This is a genomic window from Mesorhizobium sp. M7A.F.Ca.US.006.04.2.1 (assembly GCF_004022915.1).
Taxonomy (GTDB): Bacteria; Pseudomonadota; Alphaproteobacteria; order Rhizobiales; family Rhizobiaceae; genus Mesorhizobium; species Mesorhizobium ciceri.
In genome coordinates this window covers 1-4,436 of the sequence record NZ_RZQA01000541.1, presented here as the reverse complement: position 1 = coordinate 4,436, position 4,436 = coordinate 1, and the positions used below count along the sequence as shown (strand labels likewise).

The following is a 4,436-nucleotide window of genomic DNA, read 5'->3' as shown; positions in this document are numbered from 1 at the left end:
CTTGTGATGGATGCGCACCATCTTCGCCACCTCCTCGACCCGGCGGCGGATCTGGTCTTCCGGCATTTTCCGCGCCGGCGAGCGCAGCGGAAAGGCGAGATTGTCGAAGACCGACAGATGCGGATAGAGCGAATATTGCTGGAAGACGAAGGCGGTGTCGCGCTCGGCCGGCGACAGCGTCGTGGCATTGTGTCCGCCGATCTCGATCGTGCCGCTGTCCGGCCGTTCCAACCCGGCGATGAGCCGCAGCGTCGTCGTCTTGCCGGCCCCGGTTGGCCCGAGCAGCACGACGAATTCACCATCTGCTATGTGCAGGTCGAGGCCGTCGACGGCGACATGGTCGCCGAAACTCTTGGTCACGTTCTTGATGTGCACCTCAGCCATGCTGGGCCCTCCGTTCCGAGGCGACATCGTGGATCGCGGTTCTCACCGCGCGGCCCGATCCCTTCTCGAACAGCGACAGCCGCGCGCTGCTCAGCGTCAGGCCGACATGGTCGCCGGTGGCGAGCCTGATTTCGGCCGGTACGCGTGCCTTGATGATGCCATCCGCCGTCTCCACCGCGACGATCTGCGTGGTGCCGAGATATTCGGTGCCGTAGATGGCGCCGCGCAATTTTGAGGCGTCGTCGAAGCGGATGTGTTCAGGGCGGATGCCGAGCGCCATGTCGCCAGGTGCGATGTCCTCGCGCACCTCCGGCACCGCGACCTTCGCGCCTTGCACGATGATCTCCCTGGCGCCCTTGGCGAGCCCGCCGCCAAATCCCAAAAAGTTCATCGGTGGCGAGCCGATGAAGTCGGCGACGAACATGGTCGCCGGGCGGTCATAGATTTCGCGCGGGCTTCCGAACTGCTCGATGACGCCATGGTTCATCACCGCGATCTTGTCGGCCATCGACATCGCTTCCATCTGGTCGTGCGTGACATAGACCGTCGTGGCATGGATGCGGTTGTGCAGTTCGCGCAGCTCGTGGACCATCAAATCGCGGAATTCGGTGTCAAGGGTTCCCAGCGGCTCATCCATCAGGAAGCATTTTGGCCGCCGCACGATGGCGCGGCCGAGCGCGACGCGCTGGCGGTCGCCGCCGGCAAGTCCGGAGACGGATTTGTTGAGCAGATGGTCGATGCGCAGCAGCTTCGCCGTTTCCTCGACCCGCGTGCGGATTTCGGCCGAAGGCATGCCTTGCGCCAGCAGCGGGAAGCCGATGTTCTTGCGCACATTCATGTGCGGGTAGAGCGCGAACAGCTGGAAGACGAAGGCGATGTCGCGCTCGCGGGCCCGCAGCATGGTAACGTCGTCGCCGCCGAGCAGGATCTGGCCGCCGGTCGGCAGCTCAAGCCCCGCGATCATGCGCAAGGTCGTCGTCTTGCCGCAGCCGGACGGGCCGAGCATGACGAAGAACTCGCCATCCTCGACGACGAAGTTGGAATCCTGCACGGCGACGAAATCGCCGAAAGCCTTTCTCAGGTGCTGGACACGGATTTCGGCCATGATTATTCCGGGAACTTGGAGACGATGATGAACATCACGGTGCCAGCGAGCATGGTGATGAAGGAGTAGGTGTAGAGCGACAGCGCGAAGGGCTGGAACAGCATCAGGAAGCCGATGGCGATCAGCGCTGTCGCGATGTTTTCCATCAGCCCGCGCCGTGCCCAGGCCGGCCAGCGCGATTTGCGGTTCCCAGGCTTGGTCAAGCTCATTTGCGCACCGCGCCGAAGGTGATGCCGCGCAGCAATTGCTTGCGAAGCAGGATGGTGAAAACCAGGATCGGCACCAGGAAGATCGTCGTGCCGGCCGCGACCGCCGGCCAGTCCTGGCCGCCTTCGCCGATGATGGTCGGGATGAAGGGCGGCGCGGTCTGCGCCGTGCCGGAGGTCAGGAGCGCTGCGAACGCATACTCGTTCCAGGCGAAGATCAGGCAGAAGATGGCGGTCGCGGCTATGCCGGTCGTCGCCTGCGGCAGCACGGTGCGCCAGAAGGCCTGCAGCCGCGTGTAGCCGTCGATCATTGCCGCTTCTTCATATTCGCGCGGGATCTCGTCGATGAAGCCCTTCAGCAGCCAGACAGCCAGCGACACATTGACCGCCGTGTAGAGCAGGATCATGCCGAGCGCGGTGTCCGACAGGCCAAGCTCGCGGTACATCAGATAGATCGGAATGGCGACGGCGATCGGCGGCATGAAGCGCGTCGACAGGATGAAGAACAGGAGGTCGTCGGCGAGCGGCACCTTGAAGCGCGAAAAGCCGTAAGCCGACAGTGTGCCGAGGAAGACGGCGCAGAAGGTCGAACCGAAGGCGATGATCAGCGAATTGACGAAGCGCGGCAGGAAATTGGACGGACCGGCGATCACCATGTTGCGCTTGCGCGTGGTCTCGTCGCAGAAGCCCGTCGCCGGGCCCAGCGAGTTGATGTATTCCGGCGTCTGCCGGGTCCGCGTCGTGAACAAATTGCAGTAGCCCTCGAGGCTGGGCTGGAACAGGATCTTGGGCGGATAGGCAATCGAATCCGGCGGCGTCTTGAAGCTGGTGGCGAAGATCCACAGCAGCGGCACGATCGAGATCAGTGCGTAAAGCACGATGATCGTGCCGGCGATCCGTTTCGAGTTGCTGCTCGGTGCGACGACCGAATGGGCTGTGGTCAGGCTCATCTCTGCTTCACCTTGTTGAGCGCCTTGACGTAGATGTTGGCCAGGCCGAACACCGCCACGAAAAGGATGATGGCGAAGGCCGAGGAATAACCGGTGCGCCAGCTTTCGAAAGCCTGCCGCTTCAGCGTTATCGAGGCGACCTCGGTCGTCGAGCCCGGCCCGCCGCCGGTCAACAGATTGACCATGTCGAACATCTTGAAGTTCTCGATGCCGCGAAACAGCACCGCCAGCATGATGAAGGGCAGCGCCATCGGCAGCGTGATCGACCAGAACTGCCGCCAGTTCGAGGCGCGGTCGACCTCGGCCGCCTCGTAGATGTATTCGGGGATGGAGCGGAGGCCCGCGAGGCAGATCAGCATCACGTAGGGCGTCCACATCCAGGTATCGACGATGATGATCGACCAGGGCGCCAGCGACACGTTGGAGAGCATCTGGATATCGGTCGGCGGAATCCTCGTGACAAAGGAGATCGCATAGGCGAACAGGCCGATCTGCGGCTCATAGAGGAAGCGCCAGAAATTGCCGACCACCGCCGGCGACAGCATCATCGGCACCAGGATCAGCGTCGTCCAGAAGGCGTGGCCTCGGAACTTCCTGTCGATCAGCCAGGCCAGCGTGAAGCCGATCAGCGTCTGCAAAAGGATCGTCCAGAACACGAAATGCGCGGTCGTCTGCATGGCGATCCAGATATCCTTGTCGCCGAGGATGCGCTGGTAGTTGGCAAGGCCGAGATTTTTCACCACCTCGTTCGGGCGGTTGGCCCGGTAGTTGGTGAACGACAGATAGATCGCCCAGAACAGCGGGAAGATGTTGATGGCCAGCAGCAACAGGATCGTCGGCGAGATGAACAGCCAGGCGAGGCCCTTGTCGCTGATGCCCCGGACCTTGCGGGCCAACGGTTCCGGGGTCGCCCGGGCAACGTTCTCCGCGGTCCGATTGAGCATGGTGAGTCCTGCTTCGGTCACTTGGTCGTCTCTGTCATGGAATTTATCTGAACTGCATCCCGTGCCAAGGGGCGGCACGGGATGCTTGGCTTAGCTCGGGAGGAGCTGGTTACATCTTGCCATCGTCCTGGAAGACCTGGGTCCAGTCCTTGACCAGGCCGTCGAGCGCATCCTTGGCCGAACCCTGGCCGGCGACGACATAGTCGTGGAAGCGTTTCTGCGAAGCCTGCAGCAGCGGGGCGTAGCTCGGCTCGGCCCAGAAGTCCTTCACGATTGCCATCGAGTCGAGGAAGGTCTGCGCATAGGGCTGGCTGGCCGGGAACTTCGGATCCTTGACCACCGCGTTGAGGCACGAATAGCCGCCGAGCGACCACCATTTGGCCTGCACATCCTTGTTGGCGAACCACTTGATGTATTTCAGCGCCGCCTCCTGCTTGTCGGAATAGGACACCACGGAGATACCCTGGCCGCCGAGCTGGGCGAACTGCTCGCCGTCGGGACCCTTCGGGTTGACGAAGTAACCGATCTTGTCGCCGCCGACATTCTCGTCCTTCTGCAGGCCCGGCCATGTGAAGGCGAAGTTCATGTGCATCGCCACCTGGCCGGATTTGAAGGCATCGACGCCTTCGCCCATGTAGCTGTTCGAGGCACCGGGCGGCGTGCAGCAATCATAGAGCGCCTTGTAGAATTCCAGCCCCTTGACCGACTTGTCGGAGTTGACGAAGCCTTCCATTTCATAGGGCTTCTTGGGGTTTTCGTACTGGAAGCCATAGCTGTAGAGCACGTCCATGGCGCCCATGGTGATGCCTTCGGAGCCGCGCTCGGTGTAGATCGAGGCGCCATAGAC

6 protein-coding genes are annotated in these 4,436 nt (G+C 62.3%); all 6 read right to left on the bottom strand.

Going from position 1 to position 4,436, the window contains the following annotated elements; translation table 11 throughout:
• The coding region (locus EN925_RS24690; protein ID WP_164894371.1) for an ABC transporter ATP-binding protein at positions 1 to 384 on the bottom strand (384 nt) is incomplete at its 3' end.
• The gene (locus tag EN925_RS24685; RefSeq protein WP_013528081.1) at positions 377 to 1,489 is read right to left on the bottom strand and encodes an ABC transporter ATP-binding protein; all 1,113 of its coding nucleotides are present in this window, start codon (positions 1,487 to 1,489) and stop codon (positions 377 to 379) included. The genes EN925_RS24690 and EN925_RS24685, both read right to left, overlap by 8 nt.
• 2 nt (positions 1,490 to 1,491) lie before the next feature.
• The gene (locus EN925_RS24680; RefSeq protein ID WP_013528080.1) at positions 1,492 to 1,698 is read right to left on the bottom strand and encodes a hypothetical protein; all 207 of its coding nucleotides are present in this window, start codon (positions 1,696 to 1,698) and stop codon (positions 1,492 to 1,494) included.
• Complete coding sequence (locus tag EN925_RS24675; protein WP_013528079.1) at positions 1,695 to 2,645, bottom strand: carbohydrate ABC transporter permease; 951 nt, start codon at positions 2,643 to 2,645, stop codon at positions 1,695 to 1,697. The genes EN925_RS24680 and EN925_RS24675 overlap by 4 nt, the downstream gene beginning before the upstream one ends.
• Positions 2,642 to 3,589: a sugar ABC transporter permease gene (locus tag EN925_RS24670; protein WP_013528078.1), complete on the bottom strand. Its 948-nt coding sequence runs from the start codon at positions 3,587 to 3,589 to the stop codon at positions 2,642 to 2,644. Before EN925_RS24670 ends, EN925_RS24675 begins: the two co-directional genes overlap by 4 nt.
• 109 nt (positions 3,590 to 3,698) lie before the next feature.
• On the bottom strand, positions 3,699 to 4,436 hold a 738-nt coding region (locus EN925_RS24665; RefSeq protein ID WP_128337000.1), incomplete at its 5' end, for an extracellular solute-binding protein.

Bases quoted from the DNA above. Each gene is read 5' to 3' on its own strand.
- EN925_RS24685 (WP_013528081.1), bottom strand. From the start codon at position 1,489: ATGGCCGAAATCCGTGTCCAGCACCTGAGAAAGGCTTTCGGCGATTTC.
- EN925_RS24680 (WP_013528080.1), bottom strand. From the start codon at position 1,698: ATGAGCTTGACCAAGCCTGGGAACCGCAAATCGCGCTGGCCGGCCTGG.
- EN925_RS24675 (WP_013528079.1), bottom strand. From the start codon at position 2,645: ATGAGCCTGACCACAGCCCATTCGGTCGTCGCACCGAGCAGCAACTCG.
- EN925_RS24670 (WP_013528078.1), bottom strand. From the start codon at position 3,589: ATGCTCAATCGGACCGCGGAGAACGTTGCCCGGGCGACCCCGGAACCG.